Origin of the sequence: Mesorhizobium sp. B1-1-8 (assembly GCF_006442795.2) — a bacterium.
In the GTDB taxonomy this organism is placed as follows: domain Bacteria; phylum Pseudomonadota; class Alphaproteobacteria; order Rhizobiales; family Rhizobiaceae; genus Mesorhizobium.
The window spans coordinates 4137592-4160554 of the sequence record NZ_CP083956.1 but is presented as its reverse complement, the minus strand read 5'-3'; the positions used below and the strand labels follow the sequence as shown (position 1 = coordinate 4160554).

At 63.4% G+C, this 22963-nt stretch carries 12 protein-coding genes and 1 pseudogene; 11 read left to right on the top strand and 2 right to left on the bottom strand.

Annotated features, from left to right (window positions below):
- Positions 1–38: 38 nt before the first annotated feature.
- From FJ974_RS20225 to FJ974_RS20175, 9 genes and pseudogenes are all read left to right on the top strand, one after another.
- Entirely contained in the window at positions 39–1388 is a 1350-nt protein-coding gene (locus FJ974_RS20225; protein WP_226891313.1) for a cadherin repeat domain-containing protein, read from the top strand.
- Positions 1385–2254 (top strand): annotated as a pseudogene (locus tag FJ974_RS30425) (cadherin repeat domain-containing protein); the annotation flags it as partial. The gene FJ974_RS20225 and the pseudogene FJ974_RS30425, both read left to right, overlap by 4 nt.
- A gap of 94 nt (positions 2255–2348) precedes the next feature.
- Positions 2349–6101 carry a beta strand repeat-containing protein gene (locus FJ974_RS20205; RefSeq protein WP_226891310.1) on the top strand — a complete coding sequence of 1251 codons (3753 nt, stop codon included), beginning with the start codon at positions 2349–2351 and terminating at the stop codon, positions 6099–6101.
- A 206-nt stretch (positions 6102–6307) separates the two neighbouring features.
- Positions 6308–7981, top strand: a complete 1674-nt coding sequence (locus FJ974_RS20200) for a type I secretion system permease/ATPase (protein ID WP_226891309.1) — start codon at positions 6308–6310, stop codon at positions 7979–7981.
- Positions 7978–9315, top strand: coding sequence for an HlyD family type I secretion periplasmic adaptor subunit (locus FJ974_RS20195; protein ID WP_140539313.1), 1338 nt, complete (start codon positions 7978–7980; stop codon positions 9313–9315). The genes FJ974_RS20200 and FJ974_RS20195 overlap by 4 nt, the downstream gene beginning before the upstream one ends.
- Before the next feature lie 1084 nt (positions 9316–10399).
- Positions 10400–12118 carry a type I secretion system permease/ATPase gene (locus tag FJ974_RS20190; protein WP_413468361.1) on the top strand — a complete coding sequence of 573 codons (1719 nt, stop codon included), beginning with the start codon at positions 10400–10402 and terminating at the stop codon, positions 12116–12118.
- Position 12119: 1 nt separating this feature from the next.
- The gene (locus tag FJ974_RS20185; protein WP_140539312.1) at positions 12120–13421 is read left to right on the top strand and encodes an HlyD family type I secretion periplasmic adaptor subunit; all 1302 of its coding nucleotides are present in this window, start codon (positions 12120–12122) and stop codon (positions 13419–13421) included.
- A gap of 86 nt (positions 13422–13507) precedes the next feature.
- Positions 13508–18970, top strand: a complete 5463-nt coding sequence (locus FJ974_RS20180) for a beta strand repeat-containing protein (protein WP_226891307.1) — start codon at positions 13508–13510, stop codon at positions 18968–18970.
- 112 nt (positions 18971–19082) lie between these two features.
- Positions 19083–19370: a hypothetical protein gene (locus tag FJ974_RS20175; RefSeq protein WP_140537722.1), complete on the top strand. Its 288-nt coding sequence runs from the start codon at positions 19083–19085 to the stop codon at positions 19368–19370.
- Positions 19371–19550: 180 nt separating this feature from the next.
- On the opposite strand, the gene FJ974_RS20170 is transcribed toward FJ974_RS20175, so the two are convergent.
- Together FJ974_RS20170 and FJ974_RS20165 are read right to left on the bottom strand one after the other, a co-directional pair.
- Positions 19551–20090, bottom strand: coding sequence for a dihydrofolate reductase family protein (locus tag FJ974_RS20170; protein WP_140537724.1), 540 nt, complete (start codon positions 20088–20090; stop codon positions 19551–19553).
- A 353-nt stretch (positions 20091–20443) separates the two neighbouring features.
- Positions 20444–21082, bottom strand: a complete 639-nt coding sequence (locus FJ974_RS20165) for an outer membrane protein (RefSeq protein WP_140537726.1) — start codon at positions 21080–21082, stop codon at positions 20444–20446.
- 413 nt (positions 21083–21495) lie between these two features.
- On the opposite strand from FJ974_RS20165, the gene FJ974_RS20160 reads away from it, so the two are divergent.
- Positions 21496–22143 carry a class I SAM-dependent methyltransferase gene (locus FJ974_RS20160; RefSeq protein WP_140537728.1) on the top strand — a complete coding sequence of 216 codons (648 nt, stop codon included), beginning with the start codon at positions 21496–21498 and terminating at the stop codon, positions 22141–22143.
- 461 nt (positions 22144–22604) lie between these two features.
- Entirely contained in the window at positions 22605–22931 is a 327-nt protein-coding gene (locus tag FJ974_RS20155) for a hypothetical protein (RefSeq protein WP_210240727.1), read from the top strand.
- Positions 22932–22963 lie beyond the last annotated feature (32 nt).

The following is a 22963-nucleotide window of genomic DNA, read 5'->3' as shown; positions in this document are numbered from 1 at the left end:
GCGGGTTCACGATCGACAGCGTCACCGGCATCGTGACGGTGGCGGACGCCACCAAGATCGACTTCGAGAGCGCACCTGGCCACGCCTATGGCGTCACGGTTCAGGCTTCCGACGGGACCCTGACCAGCAGCCAGACCTTCACCATTGCGGTGACCGACGTTGCGCCGTCGCAGCCGACGGACGGCGATGCGGCGACCAACACGGTTTCGGAAGGCGTCGCCAACGGGGCGACGGTCGGGATCACGGCGGCCTCGAGCGACGTCAACGGCGGCACGGTCACGTACTCGCTGACCGGCGACACCTCGGGTGGCGGGTTCACGATCGACAGCGTCACCGGCATCGTGACGGTGGCGGACGCCACCAAGATCGACTTCGAGAGCGCACCTGGCCACGCCTATGGCGTCACGGTTCAGGCTTCCGACGGGACCCTGACCAGCAGCCAGACCTTCACCATTGCGGTGACCGACGTTGCGCCGTCGCAGCCGACGGACGGCGATGCGGCGACCAACACGGTTTCGGAAGGCGTCGCCAACGGGGCGACGGTCGGGATCACGGCGGCCTCGAGCGACGTCAACGGCGGCACGGTCACGTACTCGCTGACCGGCGACACCTCGGGTGGCGGGTTCACGATCGACAGCGTCACCGGCATCGTGACGGTGGCGGACGCCACCAAGATCGACTTCGAGAGCGCACCTGGCCACGCCTATGGCGTCACGGTTCAGGCTTCCGACGGGACCCTGACCAGCAGCCAGACCTTCACCATTGCGGTGACCGACGTTGCGCCGTCGCAGCCGACGGACGGCGATGCGGCGACCAACACGGTTTCGGAAGGCGTCGCCAACGGGGCGACGGTCGGGATCACGGCGGCCTCGAGCGACGTCAACGGCGGCACGGTCACGTACTCGCTGACCGGCGACACCTCGGGTGGCGGGTTCACGATCGACAGCGTCACCGGCATCGTGACGGTGGCGGACGCCACCAAGATCGACTTCGAGAGCGCACCTGGCCACGCCTATGGCGTCACGGTTCAGGCTTCCGACGGGACCCTGACCAGCAGCCAGACCTTCACCATTGCGGTGACCGACGTTGCGCCGTCGCAGCCGACGGACGGCGATGCGGCGACCAACACGGTTTCGGAAGGCGTCGCCAACGGGGCGACGGTCGGGATCACGGCGGCCTCGAGCGACGTCAACGGCGGCACGGTCACGTACTCGCTGACCGGCGACACCTCGGGTGGCGGGTTCACGATCGACAGCGTCACCGGCATCGTGACGGTGGCGGACGCCACCAAGATCGACTTCGAGAGCGCACCTGGCCACGCCTATGGCGTCACGGTTCAGGCTTCCGACGGGACCCTGACCAGCAGCCAGACCTTCACCATTGCGTGACCGACGTTGCGCCGTCGCAGCCGACGGACGGCGATGCGGCGACCAACACGGTTTCGGAAGGCGTCGCCAACGGGGCGACGGTCGGGATCACGGCGGCCTCGAGCGACGTCAACGGCGGCACGGTCACGTACTCGCTGACCGGCGACACCTCGGGTGGCGGGTTCACGATCGACAGCGTCACCGGCATCGTGACGGTGGCGGACGCCACCAAGATCGACTTCGAGAGCGCACCTGGCCACGCCTATGGCGTCACGGTTCAGGCTTCCGACGGGACCCTGACCAGCAGCCAGACCTTCACCATTGCGGTGACCGACGTTGCGCCGTCGCAGCCGACGGACGGCGATGCGGCGACCAACACGGTTTCGGAAGGCGTCGCCAACGGGGCGACGGTCGGGATCACGGCGGCCTCGAGCGACGTCAACGGCGGCACGGTCACGTACTCGCTGACCGGCGACACCTCGGGTGGCGGGTTCACGATCGACAGCGTCACCGGCATCGTGACGGTGGCGGACGCCACCAAGATCGACTTCGAGAGCGCACCTGGCCACGCCTATGGCGTCACGGTTCAGGCTTCCGACGGGACCCTGACCAGCAGCCAGACCTTCACCATTGCGGTGACCGACGTTGCGCCGTCGCAGCCGACGGACGGCGATGCGGCGACCAACACGGTTTCGGAAGGCGTCGCCAACGGGGCGACGGTCGGGATCACGGCGGCCTCGAGCGACGTCAACGGCGGCACGGTCACGTACTCGCTGACCGGCGACACCTCGGGTGGCGGGTTCACGATCGACAGCGTCACCGGCATCGTGACGGTGGCGGACGCCACCAAGATCGACTTCGAGAGCGCACCTGGCCACGCCTATGGCGTCACGGTTCAGGCTTCCGACGGGACCCTGACCAGCAGCCAGACCTTCACCATTGCGGTGACCGACGTTGCGCCGTCGCAGCCGACGGACGGCGATGCGGCGACCAACACGGTTTCGGAAGGCGTCGCCCAACGGGGCGACGGTCGGGATCACGGCGGCCTCGAGCGACGTCAACGGCGGCACGGTCACGTACTCGCTGACCGGCGACACCTCGGGTGGCGGGTTCACGATCGACAGCGTCACCGGCATCGTGACGGTGGCGGACGCCACCAAGATCGACTTCGAGAGCGCACCTGGCCACGCCTATGGCGTCACGGTTCAGGCTTCCGACGGGACCCTGACCAGCAGCCAGACCTTCACCATTGCGGTGACCGACGTTGCGCCGTCGCAGCCGACGGACGGCGATGCGGCGACCAACACGGTTTCGGAAGGCGTCGCCAACGGGGCGACGGTCGGGATCACGGCGGCCTCGAGCGACGTCAACGGCGGCACGGTCACGTACTCGCTGACCGGCGACACCTCGGGTGGCGGGTTCACGATCGACAGCGTCACCGGCATCGTGACGGTGGCGGACGCCACCAAGATCGACTTCGAGAGCGCACCTGGCCACGCCTATGGCGTCACGGTTCAGGCTTCCGACGGGACCCTGACCAGCAGCCAGACCTTCACCATTGCGGTGACCGACGTCAACGAGGCGCCGACGGTGACCTCGGGTGCGACGGCAAGCGTGGCGGAGAACGCTCCGGCCAGCACCGTGGTGTATACCGCGACGGCGACCGATCCAGACACCACGGCGCCGAACAATACCAAGACCTGGAGCTTGACCGGCACCGACGCGTCGCTGTTGAGCATCAATTCCAGCGGCCAAGTGACGCTCAACGCCTCGGCCAACTTCGAGGTCAAGAGCTCCTACAGCTTCAATGTGGTGGACACTGACGGCGGCGGCCTGAGCGACAGCAAGGCCGTGGTGCTGAGCGTCACCGACGTCAACGAGGCGCCGACGGTGACCTCGGCCGCGACGGCGAGCGTGGCGGAGAACGCGCCGGCCAGCACGGTGGTTTACACCGCCACGGCGACCGATCCAGACACCACAGCGCCGAACAACACCAAGACCTGGAGTCTGACCGGCACGGATGCATCATTGCTGACCATTAACGCCAGCACCGGAGCGGTCACGCTCAACGCTTCGGCCAACTTCGAGGCGAAGAATTCCTACAGCTTCAATGTGGTGGACACTGACGGCGGCAGCCTGACCGGCAGCAAGGCTGTGGTGCTGAGCATCACCAATGTCAACGAGGCGCCGACGGTGCCTACCGATGCCAACAGCGCGAACAATTTTGTCGCCGCAAACGCCGCGAATGGCACGGTCATAGGGGTCACGGCAAATTCGACCGATCCCGACGCCGGAGATACGGTTACCTATAGCTTTACGAGCAATCCCAGCAACCTGTTCGCAATCAACTCGACAACCGGAGTCGTAACCGTCGCCGACGGCTCGAATCTCAACGCGGGCTCTTACACGATTGGGGTTCAGGCCACCGATAATCACGGCCTAGCCGGTCCTAGCAGCAACTTTACCGTCGCGGTCGCCGGTATTAGTGCGTCGCTCACAGATGCTCAAATTGGTGGGCTCGAGACGGGAAACCAATTAAACAAGAATCTCTCGCTGGGGACTTTCAAAATCATCGGAGACCCAGACGGGAGCCACACATATACATACACTCTCGCGGCGGGAGGGGACAGCAGCAAGTTCAGCGTAGACAGCAGCACGGGGCTACTGTCGGTCGGTGGAAGCAATGTTGGCACCAATCAAACCTATCACGTAACGGTGAATGCGACCTCGGGTAGCATCTCGTTGTCCGTGCCGGTAAATATCATCGTTGGTGATACCGGAAATAATACCTTATCGGCGACAAACGGAATAAATCTATTCTATGGACTGAATAATACCGATGTCATCACAGGCGGCTCAGGCTTCGATGGAATTGTCGCTGGTGCTGGCACCGACACCCTTACCGGAAATGGGGGAGGCGATTTTCTGGCAGGGGGTGGGCAAAGCGATACGTTCAAATACAATGCGATCACCGACTCCCAGTCGGGCGTTGTCAACAATGTTGCCAATTATGACACGATCGCCGATTTCACTTCCGGAACCGACAAGATCGATTTGACGAGCTTTACCGCTGCCGCTTTCACGACGTTCAAAACGAGTGACGTGGGAGCCGCAAGTATCGCGGCGCACACTATCGCCTGGCATTTTGACAGCGCCAACAATCAGACGATCGTCTATGCTAACCAAACCTCTGGTGCATTGGCGCAAGGTAACTCTGGGCTGCTCGAAATCCATCTGGCAGGCACCTCGTCGGTGGCAGTTGGTGATTTCCTGGATACCGGTGGCCTGTCGTTAGTAGCCCCCGCCGGCACCTCCGGCGAGCCGATCAATCTCGCCCTCACCGATCCGTCGCACGAAGGCGCGCTCGTCACCGTCACGGTGAAGGACGTGCCGTCCGGCTGGACCATCGACGGCGCGACCCATAATGCCGACGGCAGCTGGACGATCGAGTCCACCAACCTCCACGATCTGACCGTCACTACGCCGGCCAGTTTCACCGGCGCCGCAGTGCTCGACGTCCAGATGACTTGGGTGAATGCCGACGGCACCACGGGAAGCGCCTGGATCGCCGACAATGTCGAGGCCTATGCGCCGGGTTCGCCGATCTTCGCCTGGTCGGGTGACGACGTGCTGACCGGGTCCAGCGGCAACGACCTCTTTGTCTTCTCGCAGCCGATCGGCAACGATACGGTGCACAGCTTCGACGCGGCCGCCGACCAGGTCGACCTCATCGGCTATTCCGGCTTCCAGAGCTTCGCCGACGTTCAGGCGCATATGGTCGACGATACCAACGGCAATGCGGTGATCACGCTCGGCGACGGACAGTCGATCACGCTGGAGGGCGTTCATTCCTCCGCGCTCGGCGCCGGCAATTTCGCCTTCGACCAGACGCCGGTGGTCAACAATCCGGGCACCGTGACGCTCGGTGACGGCGCGATGCTGCCGCTGAGCGGCACGATCAACAACAGCGGCCTAATCGCGCTGGACTCGACCGGCAACGAAACGCTGCTTGAGCTCATCCAGCACGGCATCACGCTGCAGGGCGGCGGCCAGATCGCGCTCTCCGACAGTTATTGGAATGTGATCTCCGGCACCGGACCCGATGTTACTTTGACCAATGTCGACAACACCATCTCGGGCGCTGGCCAGCTGGGCGGCGGGATGCTCAGCCTCGACAACCAGGGCACCATCATCGCGTCCGGCGCCAACGCGCTGGTCATCGACACGGGCGGCAGCGTCGTCACCAATTCCGGGACGCTGGAGGCGACCGGTTCGGGCGGCCTGACAGTCACCGGCGCGCTGGCGAATTCCGGCATGCTGTTGGCCAATGGCGGCGACATCTTCATCCACGGCCAGGTCACCGGCGACGGCGATGCCACGATCGGCAATCTGTCGAAGCTGGAATTCGGCGCAGCCTCGTCGACGGACGTGACCTTCGCGCAGAATGCGGCCGGCACGCTGCAACTGGACGACTCGTTCGATTTCAGCGGCCGGATCGGCGGCATGACCAGCGACGACAAGATCGACCTTGAAGATATCCTGTTCGGCACCGGAACCACCGCTGCCTATCAGGCAGACCTGGACGGCGCTGGCGGAACGTTGACCGTCACGGACGGCATACACAATGCGACGCTCCATCTCCTCGGCGTCCACGATACCACTAGCTTCACACTTGCCGACGACGGCACCGGCCGGACGGTGGTGCAGCTGACAACGAGCGAGTTTGTGGCGTGAACCAGAGGCGAGCCGCGTCGACATGCGCGGCTCGCTTTGTACAAGCCGGTTCCTGATTCAGCTTACGAATTAAGGTTTACGGCAGGAATAGGAAGTGGTCGCGTGGCAGGTCGAAGGATCGGGAGTACTATCGGTTCCGGGCAAGCAGTTTGGACAGGGGGCGGTTTTCCGCTGGGTATGTGAATCTCGATAGCAAATCTCGAATCGTGAAGGATGCGCTGCTCGCCTGCCGCCGCTATTTCCTGGTGGCGGCGGCGTTCAGCCTGGCGATCAATCTGCTCTATCTCGCCTCGCCGCTCTACATGCTGCAGATCTACGACCGGGTTGTCACCAGCGGCAGCGAAACCACACTGGTGATGCTGACCTTGGTACTGCTGGCGGCTTTCCTTGCGCTGGCTGGGCTCGACCTGGTGCGCGCCTGGATCCTGACGCGGGTAAGCGCGCGGCTCGACCGGCTGCTGTCGGCAAAGATCCTCGCCGCTTCCGTCGAGACCCCGTCGCCCGGCTCTTCGCAAAGCCAGCCGATCCGCGATTTCGACACGTTCCGGCAGGTCATCACCGGCAGCGGCGTCCATGCCCTTTTCGACTTGCCGTGGTCGCCCATCTACATCGGCATCATCTTCCTGCTGCACCCCTGGCTCGGCTTCTTCGCGCTTGCCTCCTCGCTCATTCTGATCGCCATGGCCGTGCTCAACGAATATGTCGTGCGCGCGCCGCTGAAGCAGGCCAATGATCTGGCGACGTCCAACTACAATTTCACCGAGATGAGCCTGAGGAACGCGGAGGTCGTTCGCGCCATGGGCATGATCGACGGTCTCGTGCGCCGCTGGGGGCGCGACCGCAACCTGGCGCTCAGGCGCCAGGGGCAGGCCAGCGACCGCGCCGCGCTGATGTCCGGGCTGATCCGGTTCCTGCGGCTCACCATGCAGTCGCTCATCCTCGGCCTCGGCGCCTATTTGGTCATCGAGCGGCAGATCACCGGCGGCTCGATGTTCGCGGCGAGCCTATTGCTGGGCAGGGCGCTGCAGCCGGTCGAGCAGATCGTCGGCCTCTGGCGCAGCCTGATCCTGGCGCGGGCAGCGCTCGTGCGGGTCGAGAAGCTGGTCGACGGCGGCGCGCTGAACGAGCGCTCGTTCAACCTGCCGAAACCTACCGGCAAGATCGCCGTCGAGCAGTTGAGCTTCGCCATTCCCAGCCTGCAGAAGGTGCTGCTGCGCGACGTCTCCTTCCGGCTTGATGCCGGCGAGGCGCTGGGCATCGTCGGCCCTTCGGGCGCCGGCAAATCGACGCTTGCCCGCCATCTCGCCGGCATCATGCAGCCGAGCCGCGGCACCGTCCGGCTGGACGGCGCCGACCTCACGCAATGGGGGCGTGAGGCGCTCGGCGATCATATCGGCTACCTGCCGCAGGACATCGAGCTGTTTTCCGACACCGTCGCCGCCAACATCGGCCGCTTCAAGACCGATGTCGACCACCAGGTGATCGAGGCGGCGCGGCTCGCCGGCGTGCATGACATGATCATCCGCCTGCCGCAGGGCTACGAGACGCAGATCGGCGAGGGCGGGGCGGTGCTGTCCGGCGGCTACCGGCAGCGCATCGCGCTCGCCCGCGCCGTTTTCGGGATGCCGAACCTGATCGTGCTCGACGAGCCGAGCTCCAATCTCGACGCCGACGGCGACCGCGCGCTGAGCGACTGCGCGCTCGAGCTCAAGCGCCGCGGCAGCACGGTCATCATCGTCTCGCACCGGCCCTCGACTTTAGCCAATGTCGACAAGATCCTGCTGTTGCGGGATGGCGCCGTCGAGGCCTTCGGCATGCGTAACGAAATCGTGGCGCTGCTCAACCAGCGCGCGGCGCCGATGGCCGTGGCAACCCAATGACCGACATCGCCGCCACCTATAGCAGCCTGTCCGGCGCCGATGCGGCCGGCGAGCCGGATTCCATCAGGGCGCCGGTCTGGATCGGCGTGGCGATCGTCGTCGCCTTCTTCGGCGTCTTCGGCGGCTGGGCGGCCCTTGCGCCGCTCAATGGCGCCGTGCTCGCCGACGCGGTGGTGAAGGTGGAGGGCAACCGCAAGAGTGTCCAGCACTTCGACGGCGGCACGGTAAAGGAGATCAGGGTCAAGGACGGCGACATCGTCAAGTCCGGCGATCTGCTGGTTCTCCTCGACGACACCCGCGCCCGCGCCGAGTTCAACCTCTATTCCCAGCAATATGCGCTGCTGCGCGCGACCGACGCCCGCATCCGCGCCGAGCTCGACGGCAGCGACGCCGTCGCCTTCCCGAAGGACATCACCGCCGAGCATCAGGCCTACCTCCAGGATGCGATGGCCAACCAGATCGCCGACCTCGAAACGCAGCGCGCCTCGATAGCTGGCGCCACGAAGATCCTGCAGAAGCGGATCGCCGAGCTCGACGAGCAGATCGCGGGCAAGCAGGCGCGCGTCGAATCCTACCGGGCGCAGATCAAATCGACCGTTGACGAGAAGGTCGGCCTCGTGAAGCTTCTGAAGGCCGGGCTGACGACGCGCACGCGCATCCTGGAACTCGACCGCTCCGCGTCCGACCTGCAGGGCCTTATCGACGAGAACCTCGGCGCCATCGCCGGCAGCCGCCAGACCAAGGCCGAGCTCGAAAGCCAGATCGCACAATTGACCAACGAGCGCCGCGCAAAGCTGTCGTCGATGCTGATCGACACGCAGTCGAACCTTGCCGACCTCGTGCCAAAGATGTTTGCCGCCCAGGCCACGATGACCAGAGCCGAGGTGCGCGCGCCCTATGACGGCCAGGTGATGGATCTCACCGTATTCTCCACCGGCGCGATCGTGGCGTCCGGCCAGACGATCCTGGACATCGTGCCGGCCCGCAACTCGCTGATCGTCCAGGCGCAGGTGCGCGTCGAGGACATCTCCAGCCTGCGCGCCGACATGACGGCGGAAGTCCGCTTCACCTCATACAAACAGCGCACGATGCCGATCATCCACGGCCGAGTGGCCCGCATCTCGGCCGACCGCGTCACCGACGCCAAGACCGGATTTCCCTATTATGTCGCCGATATCGTAGTGGACGAAAAGGAACTCGCCGCCGCCCCGCAGATCCAGCTCTACCCCGGCATGCCGGCCTCGGTGATGATCGTCACCGAAGAGCGCACCGCGCTCGACTACATCCTCAGCCCGCTGACGACGTCGCTGCACACGGCGTTCCGGCAGAAGTAGGCATGGCAAGGGGCTCGATCCCTCACCTTCGCCCGCACGGGCCTATACTCCAGCGCCACCCATTGCTGAACGGCGCCGCCGAGATCCGCTCCCGGTGCAAGCGGCTCGCCGGGCGAGAATAGCGGCTCGCGCTCGCTGGCGGCGTCGGGTACCGCGTCGGGCAGGGGGCGCTGCACAGTTCGGCCGGCTTCCAGGTGGGTGCGTTCGCGACTGAGGTCCAACAACTGAAGTCTGACAGACCAGCGCATAGGTCGCCTGTAAAAGTCGGACCTAAGAATAACATGAAGTATTCTTTATGCCTGCCGCCCGTATTCGCGCTTAAATTTGTGCCTTTTCATTGAAGCGCCCGTTGACGCACGCTCCGGTAGAGTTAACAATGTCCTAATATAAGGTAGCGCAAATAATCTCCCGACCGGCAACAACGAGTTTCGGCGCTACTGACTTTGGGGAGGTATGAAGCGCGGCTTCTATAGCCGTCACAGCCATTACCATTGAGCCACCGCCTGTCTGCGAACCGCCATCGGGCTGGCCCTTTCACGGGCCGAGCCGCCCGGTGGCGCCTGGTCCGCATGGCACTTTGGTCTTTCTTCTCCAGCGAAATTAGGCGCCGAACGTTTTTCGGCATGGGGTGGCCGGCGGTTTGCGCGGCCAACACGCCAATGACGGCGGCTTACGTGTCCGGAATGTCCAAGGCAAGTCGTGACTGTGGGTTCTGTAAGGGGTCGCTCCGGGTATGCTGGGCAAGGCAACGTTTGGTTCGGCACAGGCAAGAATCAGGCTTCTCGGTCTGACCCTCGTCGCATGCGTCGCCAGTTTCTTTCTCCTCGGCTCCGGCCGGCATGCATCGCCGGGCTCGATGCTCGGCGCGGTGGCGATGGCGAGTTTCGGTTGCCTGGCCATTTTCCGCGCTCGCGGCGACGCCGTGCAAAATGCCGTCGGCGACGCACATCGTCCGACCGTGGCACGTGGCAAGCCGTTTGCGAGACCGATCGGGCGGCCGGCGGCCGGCTCCGCTTGCTCGGAGCTTGCCGCGGCGCTTGCCAGCTGCCGGTCGGCCTTCCTTGCGGTCGGGTTATTCAGCGGCATGCTCAACGTTCTGATGCTTGCAGGCTCGCTCTACATGCTCGAGGTGTACGATCGCGTGCTGCCAAGCCGCAGCCTGCCGACGCTCGTCGGCATTTCGATATTGCTCATCGTCCTTTATTGCGGGCAGGGCTTTCTCGATTTCGTGCGCGCGCGGGTGCTGGTGCGGATCGGCGGCGCTCTCGACGAGGCGCTTGGTCGCCGCGTCTATACGTCGATGCTGAGATTGCCGCTAAGAGCCGGGCGCCAGGGCGACAGCCTGCAGCCGATGCGCGATCTCGACAGCGTGCGCGGCTTCCTGTCCGGCATGGGTCCGACGGCGCTTTTCGACCTGCCATGGATGCCGCTCTACCTGATCATCATCTTCATGTTCCACTGGGTGCTTGGCGTGACGGCGCTGTTCGGGTCGATCGTGCTGGTCGTGCTGACGATGCTTGCCGAACGGCTGACGCGGAAACCGGTCTCGGCCGCCACCTTGAGCGGGAACCGGCGCGGTGGGCTTATCACTGCCGGCACTCGCAATGCTGAAGTGGTCGCCGCCATGGGCATGGCTGGCGGGCTGGCGTCGCGCTGGCAAGATGCCAACCTCGAATTCATTGCCGACCAGCGCAAGGTCAGCGACGTTGCGGGCAGCTTCGGCGCGGTATCGAAAGTACTGCGCATGCTGCTGCAGTCCTCCATGCTCGGCATCGGCGCCTGGCTGGTAATCGAGCAGCAGGCGACTGCGGGCGTCATCATTGCCGCGTCCATCCTAAGTGGCCGCGCGCTGGCCCCGGTCGATCTCGCGATCGCCAACTGGAAAGGCTTCGTGAGCGCGCGTCAGGGGTGGCAACGGCTGACCAGAGTGCTCGCGGCCATGCCCGCCGAGGCCGAACCCATGCTGCTGCCGGCACCAAGCGCCAATGTCGTGATGTACAACGCCGCCATCGCGGCTCCGGGCACGCAACGGTTGCTGGTCCAGGATGCCAGCTTCGCCGTGGAGGCAGGCCACGGGCTCGGCATCATCGGCCCGAGCGGCTCGGGAAAGTCCACCCTGGTGCGGGCTCTCGTCGGGGCCTGGCAGCCTGTAAGCGGCCGCGTCAAGCTTGACGGCGCCGATCTCGACCAGTGGTCTTCGCAAGAGCGCGGGCGCCATGTAGGCTACCTGCCGCAGGACGTGGAGCTGTTTGCCGGCACCGTTGCCGAAAACATCGCCCGCTTCGAGCTGGACGCCGACTCTGCCGCAATCATCGCCGCCGCCAAGGCAGCCGGCGCGCATGAGCTGATCGTGGGGTTCCGCCAAGGCTACGAGACTGAGATCGGCGAGCATGGCGAGGCCCTTTCGGCCGGCCAGCGCCAGCGCATCGCCTTGGCCCGCGCGCTCTATCGCGATCCGTTCCTGGTGGTGCTCGACGAGCCGAATTCCAACCTCGACATGGACGGCGAGCAGGCATTGATCCGGGCGATGCTTGGCGTCCGCGAGCGCGGCGGCGTGGTTGTCATCGTCGCCCATCGCCCGAACGTGCTGACCGCCGTCGATTTCGTCCTGGCAATGAACCAGGGGCGCATCCATGACTTCGGCCCGAAGGACGAGGTCTTCGCCAAGATGTTCCCGACGCTACGGCCGGTTCCGGGGACCAATCCACCCTTGAAGCCGGTTCGGGGGACCAATCCACCCTTGAGAGTGGCAACGGAAGGCACCCCGCAGGCTTCCGCCAACGGAACCGGGGGAGGGAACTGACATGGCTGCGCTGGGCGCCTCCCATGCATCGATCCGCTTCTACATACGGCTTGGGCTCGGAGCAGTGCTGCTGCTTGGCGGAGGCGTCGGCGGCTGGGCCACGGTCACCGAGATTGCCGGTGCGGTTATCGCCCCCGGCACGCTCGTCGTCGATTCCCACGTCAAGAACGTGCAGCATGCAACCGGCGGGATCGTCGCGGAGATCGATGCCCGCGACGGCGATCGCGTGAAAGCCGGCGACCTTTTGCTGCGTCTGGACCGCACCGTGCCGGCCGCCAATCTTGCGGTGGTGAGCAAGGCGCTCGACCAGCTCGCGGCGCGCAAGGCGCGGCTCGATGCCGAGCGCCAGGGGAGCGACTCCATCTTCTTTCCAGGCGAGCTTTTGGACCGCGTCGCCGATCCTGATGTTGCCGAGGCGGTGGCTGGCGAAAAGCAGCACTTTGAGACGCGCCGCACATCTCGCGCCGGCCAGAAGGACCAACTCGGGGAGCGCATTGCCCAGCTCGAGAAGGAGATCGCCGGCGACGTCGCCCAGGCGGATGCCAAGAGCAAGGAGATCGAACTTGAGCAAAGGGAGCTCGCTTCAGTGCGCACGCTCTGGGCCAAGAAGCTCATCTCCATCGATCGCCTGACTTCGGCCGAGCGCGAGGCCACGCGCCTTGACGGCGAACGCGGCCAGCTCGTTGCCGCGCAGGCGCAGGCGCAGGGGAAGATCGCCGAGATCAAGCTGCAGATCATCCAGATCGACCTTGACCTCAGTACCGAAGTGAACAAGGACCTGCGCGACATCGACGGCAAGGTGGGCGAGCTTCTGGAGCGCAAGGTCGCCGCCGAGGACCAGTTGAAGCGGGTCGACATTCGCGCCCCTCAGGACGGCATCGTTCAGCAGTCGATCGCCTACACGATCGGTGGCGTGGTCACGCCCGGCCAAACGATCATGCAGGTCGTGCCGGACAATGACAGCCTTGCCGTGGAAGCCAGGATCGCACCCAGCGACATCGACAAGCTATGGGTCGGCCAGTCGGCATCGCTGCGCTTTTCGGCATTCAACACACGCACGACGCCGCAGATCGATGGCGTGGTCGAGAGAACCTCCCCCGACATCACCACCGATCAGCGCACCGGCGTCAGCTACTATACCGTCCGCATCAGGACGACCGCCACCGAGGTCGCGCGGCTCGGCGAGGTCAAGCTGGTGCCCGGCATGCCGGTGGAATCCTTCATCAAGACCGAGGACCGTTCGGTGATGTCCTACCTGGTGAAGCCTTTGCAGGACCAGATCACCAGAGCCTTCAGACAGTGAGCCCGCCTCCCGCGGGAAATGAAAATAGAAACGACGTTGAGTAATTGAACCCAAAGTTGCCGCGTCCAGATTTAAGGGGAAATGTCATGGCCTCCAGCGATATCACCGACAATCTGACGACCGATCCACTCGCGACACCTGATTCCACCACGACTTCAAGCACAGACCCCGTACCGCTTGCAATCTCGCTCGACCAGGCGGATGCGGATTACGCACCCGGCGAGACGGTGGGGATCACGACCACCAATGTCTCGGATGGCAGCACGTTCACATTCCAGGTTGCCCACCTCAGCGCCGGCGCGGACGGCTTCCTCGGCACCGCGGACGATGTGCTCGCCTACGATCTGACCGGCACCGGCACGCCCTGGACCGTCACCGACGGCGGCGCCGGCGATCTGGACGGCGTCGTCAACGGTACGATCCAGACGTCATGGTACGTCGACAGTGACGCGGCAAATCAGGCGTTCGTGCTCACCGCATCTGACGCGGCGACCGGCGCCTCAGCATCGGTGAACTTCACCGATGCGCCGAAGCCGCCGCCGCCGCTGAACCCGCCACCCTATGATCTGACCTTTGCAAACACCGTAACGATCAACGGCGCAATCTTTTCTTCCTCGGATGTCATCACCGGTGCGGGAACGGGTCTGCTTGACCCATTCGTTCGAATCTCGACTACGGGAAACAACACATCGGAGCAAGGGTATAACACCGACGCCAACACTGTCGTGCTCGATGACACCACGAAGGGTGGCGGTCAGTATGTTCACTCAGTGAACATTGCCGATATTCCGATTCAATTCATAAATGGTGTCGGCTATTATCGATTTGATCTCGACATCAACGAGTCCAACACTGCCGCTGAACAGAACCTTTCCCTGGATTCGCTCCAGATCTGGCAGGCCAGTGTCGGCAATTTGAGCAATTACGCACCCGGAGCAACCCCTGCTCAAGGCACCGGCGGCTTTCCGGCGGGCGACAACGCTTCGAAGATCTACGATATGGACGCCGGCGGCGACACGTTTGTCGGGCTGAACGGTGAGCTCCAGCCGGGCAGCGGCAATACCACTGATATGTCGTTCCTGGTTCCCGTCAGCGATTTCGATCCGACCAAGCCCTATATCTATCTCTATTCCGCGTTCGGCTACCAGGGCGGCACTTATCAAGGTCCTACGGAGACGGCACAGAGCACCTGGACCGCCGATTCCGGCTTCGAGGAGTGGAATCGCCAGATCGGCCAGGTGATCGATGGCCACAAATTCAACGACCTGAACGCCGACCATGTTTGGGAGGCCGGGGAGCCGGCTCTCAGCGGCTGGACGATCTATCTCGATGCCAACAACAACAACCAGCTGGATGCGGGCGAGCCGTTTGCGGTCACTGATGCGAACGGGTATTATAAATTCACCGTCACGCCCGGCACCTACACTATCCGCGAAGTGCCGCAAGCGGGATGGTCGCAGGATGCGCCAAACAACGCGCAGGGCGAGTATACCGTCACTTTGGCGGCCGGCCAGGATAGCCACAACAACGACTTCGGCAATTTCCAGTTGGCCTCGATATCAGGCCACAAATATCTCGACGCCGACGGCAGCCTGGCGACGACCGGCGACCGGACCGCGGTTAGCGGCTGGACGATCACCCTCTACAACGACGCCAACCACAACGACGTCGCCGATGCCGGCGAGCAGGTGGCGCAGACGACGACCGACGCCAACGGCCTCTACCAGTTCACCGGACTGCTGCCCGGCGATTACTTGGTCAAGGAAGAGAACCAGACGGGGTGGACGCATCTGAGCCCGGTGCAGATCGACCAAAGCAATCTCACCTCCGGCCAGAACCTGACCAACCAGGACTTCATCAACACACAGCTCAGCTCGATCTCGGGTCACAAATATGTGGACGCCGACGGCAGCCTGGCTACGACCGGCGACGAGACCGCGGTGAGCGGCTGGACGATCACCCTCTACAACGACGCCAACCACAACGACGTCGCCGATGCCGGCGAGCAGGTGGCGCAGACCACGACCGACGCCAACGGCGTCTACCAGTTCACCGGGCTGGTGCCGGGCGACTACATTATCAAGGAAGAAAACCAGGCGGGCTGGACGCATCTGAGCCCGGTGCAGATCAACCAGAACAGCGTCACCGGCGGCCAGGACCTGACCAACCAGGACTTCATCAACTTCGAGAAGTTCGACATCTCGGGCACCAAGTACACGGACGCCAATGGCGACGGCCAGACGACGGGCGATGCCGGCCTGGACGGTGTGACCATCTTCATCGACGCCAACGGCAACAAGACGCTGGACGGCGGCGAGCTGTCGACGGTCACGCATGACGGCGGCCAGTGGTCGTTCACCGGCCTCGACTACACCTATGCCGGCGATACGGTCTACGAGCAGCTGCCGAACGGCTATGTGCAGACGCTTGGGGCGGCAGGCTACCAGATCGTCGGCACCTCGGGCCATGACCAGACCGGGCTCGACTTCGCCAATTTCGAGAAGTTCGACATCTCGGGCACCAAGTACACCGACGCCAATGGCGACGGCCAGACGACGGGCGATGCCGGCCTGGACGGTGTGACCATCTTCATCGACGCCAACGGCAACAAGACGCTGGACGGCGGCGAACTGTCGACGGTCACGCATGACGGCGGCCAGTGGTCGTTCACCGGCCTCGACTACACCTATGCCGGCGATACGGTCTACGAGCAGCTGCCGAACGGCTATGTGCAGACGCTTGGGGCGGCAGGCTACCAGATCGTCGGCACCTCGGGCCACGACCAGACCGGGCTCGATTTCGCCAACTTCGAGAAGTTCGACATCTCGGGCACCAAGTACACCGACGCCAATGGCGACGGCCAGACGACGGGCGATGCCGGCCTGGACGGTGTGACCATCTTCATCGACGCCAACGGCAACAAGACGCTGGACGGCGGCGAGCTGTCGACGGTCACCCATGACGGCGGCCAGTGGTCGTTCACCGGCCTCGACTACACCTATGCCGGCGACACGGTCTACGAGCAGTTGCCGAACGGCTATGTGCAGACGCTTGGGGCGGCAGGCTACCAGATCGTCGGCACCTCGGGCCACGACCAGACCGGGCTCGACTTCGCCAACTTCGAGAAGTTCGACATCTCGGGCACCAAGTACACGGACGCCAATGGCGACGGCCAGACGACGGGCGATGCCGGCCTGGACGGTGTGACCATCTTCATCGACGCCAACGGCAACAAGACGCTGGACGGCGGCGAGCTGTCGACGGTCACGCATGACGGCGGCCAGTGGTCGTTCACCGGCCTCGACTACACCTATGCCGGCGATACGGTCTACGAGCAGCTGCCGAACGGCTATGTGCAGACGCTTGGGGCGGCAGGCTACCAGATCGTCGGCACCTCGGGCCATGACCAGACCGGGCTCGACTTCGCCAATTTCGAGAAGTTCGACATCTCGGGCACCAAGTACACCGACGCCAATGGCGACGGCCAGACGACGGGCGATGCCGGCCTGGACGGTGTGACCATCTTCATCGACGCCAACGGCAACAAGACGCTGGACGGCGGCGAACTGTCGACGGTCACGCATGACGGCGGCCAGTGGTCGTTCACCGGCCTCGACTACACCTATGCCGGCGATACGGTCTACGAGCAGCTGCCGAACGGCTATGTGCAGACGCTTGGGGCGGCAGGCTACCAGATCGTCGGCACCTCGGGCCACGACCAGACCGGGCTCGATTTCGCCAACTTCGAGAAGTTCGACATCTCGGGCACCAAGTACACCGACGCCAATGGCGACGGCCAGACGACGGGCGATGCCGGCCTGGACGGTGTGACCATCTTCATCGACGCCAACGGCAACAAGACGCTGGACGGCGGCGAACTGTCGACGGTCACGCATGACGGCGGCCAGTGGTCGTTCACCGGCCTCGACTACACCTATGCCGGCGACACGGTCTACGAGCAGTTGCCGAACGGCTATGTGCAGACGCTTGGGGCGGCAGGCTACCAGATCGTCGGCACCTCGGGCCACGACCAGACCGGGCTCGACTTCGCCAACTTCGAGAAGTTCGACATCTCGGGCACCAAGTACACGGACGCCAATGGCGACGGCCAGACGACGGGCGATGCCGGCCTGGACGGTGTGACCATCTTCATCGACGCCAACGGCAACAAGACGCTGGACGGCGGCGAACTGTCGACGGTCACGCATGACGGCGGCCAGTGGTCGTTCACCGGCCTCGACTACACCTATGCCGGCGACACGGTCTACGAGCAGCTGCCGAACGGCTATGTGCAGACGCTTGGGGCGGCAGGCTACCAGATCGTCGGCACCTCGGGCCACGACCAAACCGGGCTCGACTTCGCCAACTTCGAGAAGTTCGAGATCTCCGGCCACAAATATGAGGACGTCAATGGCGACGACGGCACGAACGGCGTCGGGCTCGACGACAAGGCCTGGGCCGGTGTGACCATCTTCATCGACGCCAACGGCAACAAGACGCTGGACGGCGGCGAGCTGTCGACGACGACGGACGCCAACGGCTTCTGGCAGTTCACCGGCCTGGACGCCAGCTATGCCGGCGACACGGTCTACGAGGTCCTGCCGGGCGGCTCGGAGCAGACGCTGGGCAGCGCCGGCTGCACCATCACCGGCACCTCGGGCACCAACCAGGACGATCTCGACTTCGCCAACTTCAAGTCCTTCTCGGTCTCCGGCACGAAGTATGAGGACCTGACCGGCGACGGCAAGACGGCGGACGACATTCCATGGTCGCACGATCCTGTGACGATCTACATCGACGTGAACGGCAACCACGTGTTTGACGCCGGCGACCTTTCGACGACGACGGGGGCCGGCGGCGCCTGGTCGATCGGCGGTCTGACGCTCGCGGATGTCGGCAAGAATATCTACGAAGTGGTGCCGACCGGCTCGCAGCAGACCGGCATCCTCGTGCAGACGGTCGACAATCCCGGCAGCGGCGGCACCGATACCGGCAACGACTTCACCAACTTCCTGCCACCGGCCGGCCAGGGTTTGACGCCGGGCTTCTGGAAGAACCACATCGATATCTTGAACCAGGAGTTGGGCGAGTTCCATTCGGGTTGGACCTCCAAGACCTCCTTTGAAACCATCTTCGGTTTCCAGAACCTGTCGAAGATCCACGGAACGCCCTCGATCGCGGACGCGTTGGGAGCCAATGGTGGCGGTATCAACCACCTCGAACGCTCCTCGGCGGCGGCATTTCTCTCCGCTGCCGTCACTGCCGTGCCCGACGGCTCCGGCGGTAAACCGGAGCTCAATTTCAGCTTCTCCGCGGCGACCAGTTCGAACCTCGCCATCATCGCGATTCTCAATCAGATTGACACGAACCACGACCACACGCTCCAACCGGGAGAGGTGAGCGCCGCGGTGCGGGACGTCCTTAACGACACCAACGCCCCAACCTCCAACTTCGGCCTGTCCGGTCAACCGGGGATCGAGGATATCGCCAACGCCTTCGACGCGATGAATAACCAGCTGCATCCAGACGCTAGCGTCTTCCTCTTTTAGCGAGCTGTGCGCAAATCTCGTCCAAACAGGGATCGGGGGCACCTTGCCCCCGATCGTGTGGTCACAAAACGCAATCGACACCCGCGCGCGATCAACTTCAAAGAGGGCCGATATGAACCAGCGCACTGAAAAGATCACCGACCGGCTCGATGCGCCGGAGATTTTTTGCGACGGCGCGCTGGCCATAAGTTTTCGCCAGGGCGTGCTGCGCCTTGCGCTCTATTCGGATCGCATCGATGCCGAAGACCGCGCGAACGTCAATCGCGTCGTTGTCGGGCAACTGGCGATGCCGTCGGCGGGTTTCGTCGATCTCTACAATCAGATGACCTCGGTCATGGCGCGACTGACGCAGGCCGGAAAGGTGCATCAGGTCGAACAGCCCGCACAACAGCCTTCCTGAAGGTTGAGCGGTGTGCCGCTTCCACTAATCCTGCGCGCGCTCTGATCTGGAGATACCGAGCTTTTTTCAGGCAGCCGGCCCCTAGAGTGTTTCACCTTTTCACGGAAAAGGCGAACCGCTCCATCTCTTTTTTACGCAATTCCGGACGGAAAACCGTGTCACACTTTTCCTGGAATTGCTCTAGGCTTTCGCCACCGGCCTGTACTCCAGCGCCACCACGCCGTTGCTGAACGGCACGGCCGAGATCAGCTCCAGCCCAAGCGGCTTGTCGGGCGGGAACAGCGGCTTGCCCTGGCCGGCGCTGCCGGGGTAGGCGAGCAGCCGTAGCCGGTCGACCAGGCCGTGGCCGAGCAGCTGCCGGGCGATGCTCAGGCTGCCATGCACATAGATGTTGCCGCCGCTCTCCTGCTTCAGCTTCGCGACCGCCTCGGGCAGGGGGCCGCCGAGCAGCTCGGCCGGTTTCCAGTCGACCGCTTTCAGGCTCGTCGAGGCGACATATTTCGGCAGCGCGTTGAAGCGGTCGGCGAAGTCGCCGGTTTCGGCAGGCCAGTGGCCGGCAAAGATTTCGTAGGTCACGCGTCCGAGAAGCATGGCGCCGCTGTCGGCAAGCTCATCCTCCTTGAAGGCCTGCATCTCGTTGTTCCAGGTCACGCTTGGCAGTTTCTCGTGCTCGGCGATGCCGTCGATGGTGATGAATTCGGTGACGATAACCTTTCTCATGGTGCTCCTCCCTTCAGAGCATGTCTCCCGAAAGTGTGCGGCGGTTTCGGGATAAGACATGCTTAAAATCAGTGTTGGACGTAACGCCACCCACCCGCAGCGAGAACCGCGCATCGCATAGACAGTCCGCTGCCGAAGCATAGGCTGAGGCGCGGGCGGGTGACAGATGGCCCGGCTGAAAAGAAAAAAGCCCGCCGGTGGCGGGCTTTCTGAGGTTTTTTGCCTGGAGGGCTTAGTTGAACTTGTACTTGGCGTCGATCCGCACGGTGTGGAAGGACGGCGTCGCTGAGATCACGAATCAGCTCCGTCCGATTCGCACCTGCCGGAGCTTTGTATCTTGGTCCGCTAATAGATTAGAATTTGTAGTTCAAGCCGACGCGAACGGTATGGAAGGGCACTTTGACGTCGATGCTGGTCGGCCCAACATTGAACGTTTCTTTGCCCAGGTCGGTATAAAGATATTCAGACTTGATCGTCCAATTTGTGTTGATGGCGTATTCAGCGCCCGCTCCAACGGTCCACCCGGCCCTGGTCTTGGAAAAGCTGGGGCCGCCGGTGATGGTTGTCTTTTCATGGCCGTAGGCCAAGCCGCCGGTGCCGTAGACCATGAAGCGGTCGACGGGCGTAAAGCCAATGCGAGCACGCAACGTGCCAAACCAGTCAACCTTTGTTTCGATTTCCCCGCCGCCGCTCGAAAAGGTTGCCTTAACATCCGAACCCTGGAAGTCGGTTTCCACGCCGTAAACCATCTGGCCAGACTGCCAGTTGTAGCCCGCCTGGATACCCCCCAGGAACCCACCTGAATGGAAGCTGAAACCGCCGCCAGCAGGACTTTCCAATTTGAAGGTGCCGAAGCCACCGCCAGCGTTGGCGCCGATATATGCGCCGGTCCAATCGAAGGAGGCGGCTACCGGGGCCTCCTGCAAGACATCGGCCGCATAGGCGGTGCCAGTGGCGAGGACGAGAACGGTTGCAAGAAGAAGCTGTTTCACGGGATGGCCCTTTCGTTGTCAAAAACTGCAAAGCTGGAAGGACCTGACCGCCGGACTTCGTGCGATACGCCCCACAAACCTCTCGGTCTGCTTCCATGCCAGGTTGGATGATGCCCCCCAGAAGGGCCTGCATGCTACCTAAGCGCGAGTAGCCTTTTCGCCGAACGCGCCCGGTTGTCAATCTTGCCAATTCGAAGACGCCAGTATTTTTTTCAGGAGGTGCGGGAAAGTCACACATGCTCGGAACGGGCGGCTCGCAAGTGGCGGCGTTGAAGCGGTGGTTGGCGACAGCCTGGAAAGTGTGCCGTGACGTCGATCCCGACCACCCGCGGGTGACCATGTCTTCGGGCGGCCGTTGACGCTGCGTTTAGCACCACCGTGTAAGGGATGCGGTATCCGGAGGGGGCAGGGCGATGTTGGACAACTACGAGGTGGACGGGTTTGGCGTGATCCACCAGATCGACTTCACGCCGATCAAATACGACAAGCGGTATATTTCCTATTACGAGGACCTGAGCGACCGGACCATCAAGCTCGGCTATCAGCGGCTTGGCTGGGTGCTGGGAGTAACCGGCGAGATCCCTCGCTCCGTGCTGGAGATTGGCTACGGCACCGGCACATTCATCGAAGCCGCGAAGATAACCGGGGTCGCCGATTGCGCCGGCTGCGACATCGCCGAATTCCCGCTGCCCAAGGGCGTCCGCTTCGTCGATTGGGACGAGGCGCTCGCCAGCTCGTGGGATCTCGTCGCCATGTTCGATGTGCTCGAGCACATCCCGGATCTGGGTTTCCTCGGCCGCCTAAAGACCCGGCACCTAGCCGTCGCCGTCCCTTATTGCCGCTGGCGTGAGCTCGGCGCCGACGGCGACGCGTGGTTCCGAACCTGGCGTATGCGTCTCCCCAACGAGCACCTGCACCACTTCGACCGCGACTCGCTGGTGGCGCTGCTTGCGCACAACGGCTTCGAACGCGTGACGCTGAACGGATTCGAGGACGGGATCAGGCTGCGGCCCGGCGAAGCGGGCCCGAACATTCTGTCGGGGTTTTTCAGGAAGCTATAGGCGAGTTTCCATCCGCCCCGCGAAGGAAGAACCGGGCAGGGGCCCCCTCACGCGCGATGGCCTTCAGCTCCGTGAGCCGATCGGCGCAACGGGCGAGGAAGCGTTGGCGCAGGGGGATAAAGGGGTCAGGAGAGATGGGTGATGCTCCAGAGTAGGGCGGAGGCGGTATTCAATCAGAAAGCGGGGTGGAGTGGAATGGCGGGCGATGCCGACGTGGGTCTCAACATAAGCCCGTCGCTGTAAGTGCGACAGCGAACGCATAGGGAACAATCCCGTCCCCTACAACGGATTGTCTCGGGACGAAAGCCGAGCTAATTTGTGGTATGCGCTACACACAAGGACAGATTCGCGAGCTACTTGACATCCCGGTGGAAACTTTCCGGACATGGCGTGACGCGCTTCCAGCCCTGTCGAGACACAAAGGCCATAGCCCGACGTTCACCCCAGGGGACGTTGTTGCGATGGCAGTGATCGTCGAAATCGTTCGCACTTTTGGATTGCGTATCGGAACTATTGCTCAACGGCTCAACGAAGTTGTCGAAGCCTGCCACGGTCTGTCTTGGTTAGTCTTAGAATCATGCTGCGTCGAGATTGGGATCGAGTCCGCCAAAGTCTCTGCAATGGAAGCAGTGATGCGGCCTGTATTGGACACGCCCACTCTCATAGTGCCTTGTGCCGAGATCGTCCGACGTCTGCGCAGAAATCTGACTGCAGTTGAGATCGAGGAAATGCAAGGTCACTTCCAATTCCCGCCCTCTGTCGTCGCGAGCCAGCGGAGCCGGTCATGACATTTCAAGAGAACTCAGCGGCGCGTGTCGGG